This is a genomic window from Pseudoalteromonas sp. SWN29 (assembly GCF_015864465.1).
GTDB lineage: Bacteria > Pseudomonadota > Gammaproteobacteria > Enterobacterales > Alteromonadaceae > Pseudoalteromonas.
Genome location: NZ_JADYXE010000117.1, coordinates 1 through 1,246 on the forward strand (window position 1 = coordinate 1; position 1,246 = coordinate 1,246).

A 1,246-nucleotide genomic window follows, 5' to 3' on the forward strand; every position below is an offset into this window, starting at 1 on the left:
AGGCATTAAAAAACCCGAGACTAAGCTCGGGCTTTTTGGTAACAATTAGCTAGGCTAATAATTACGCTACGATAGTTGCTACAACACCAGCACCTACAGTACGACCACCTTCACGGATAGCAAAACGAAGACCTTCATCCATCGCGATTGGTGCGATTAGAGTTACTGTCATCTTGATGTTATCACCAGGCATTACCATTTCTACGCCATCTGGTAACTGTACGTCACCAGTTACGTCAGTTGTACGGAAGTAGAACTGTGGACGGTAACCTTTGAAGAATGGAGTATGACGACCACCTTCATCTTTCGAAAGTACGTATACTTCTGAAGTGAATGTAGTATGTGGGTTGATTGAACCAGGCTTAGCTAGTACTTGACCACGTTCAACGTCTTCACGCTTAGTACCACGTAGAAGTGCGCCGATGTTTTCGCCAGCACGACCTTCGTCTAGAAGCTTACGGAACATTTCAACACCAGTACAAGTAGAACGAGTTGTATCATTGATACCAACAATTTCTACTTCGTCATTGATGCGGATGATACCAGCTTCAACACGACCAGTTACAACAGTACCACGACCCTGGATTGAGAAAACGTCTTCGATAGGCATGATGAAAGGCTTATCGATGTCACGCTCTGGCTCTGGGATGTAAGTGTCAAGTGCGTTTGCAAGCTCAACAATCTTATCTTCCCACTCTTTCTCGCCTTCTAACGCTTTAAGCGCAGAACCCGCGATTAGAGGTAAGTCATCACCTGGGAAATCGTATTCTGAAAGAAGTTCACGAACTTCCATTTCTACTAGTTCAAGTAGCTCTTCGTCATCTACCATGTCACATTTGTTCATGAACACGATGATGTAAGGAACGCCAACTTGACGAGAAAGAAGGATGTGCTCACGCGTTTGTGGCATAGGGCCATCAGTCGCAGCAACTACTAAGATCGCGCCGTCCATTTGAGCAGCACCAGTGATCATGTTTTTAACATAATCGGCGTGACCAGGACAATCTACGTGTGCGTAGTGACGTGAAGGAGTATCGTATTCAACGTGAGACGTTGAAATAGTGATACCACGTTCGCGCTCTTCTGGAGCGTTGTCGATTGATGCGAAATCTTTAGCAACACCGCCGTATACTTTTGCAAGTACGTTAGTGATTGCTGCAGTTAGTGTAGTTTTACCGTGGTCAACGTGGCCGATTGTACCAACGTTTACGTGCGGTTTTACGCGTTCAAACTTTTCTTTTGCCAT

The 1,246-nt window shown here is 45.2% G+C and carries 1 protein-coding gene; it reads right to left on the reverse strand.

Features of this window, described 5'->3' with window-relative positions; genetic code table 11:
• Positions 1 to 61 precede the first annotated feature (61 nt).
• A complete protein-coding gene (gene tuf, locus I6F53_RS20075) occupies positions 62 to 1,246 on the reverse strand; it encodes an elongation factor Tu (protein WP_024589451.1) in 1,185 nt (394 codons plus the stop codon).

Coding starts and splice junctions, on each gene's coding strand:
- tuf (WP_024589451.1), bottom strand. CDS start 1,246: ATGGCAAAAGAAAAGTTTGAACGCGTAAAACCGCACGTAAACGTTGGT.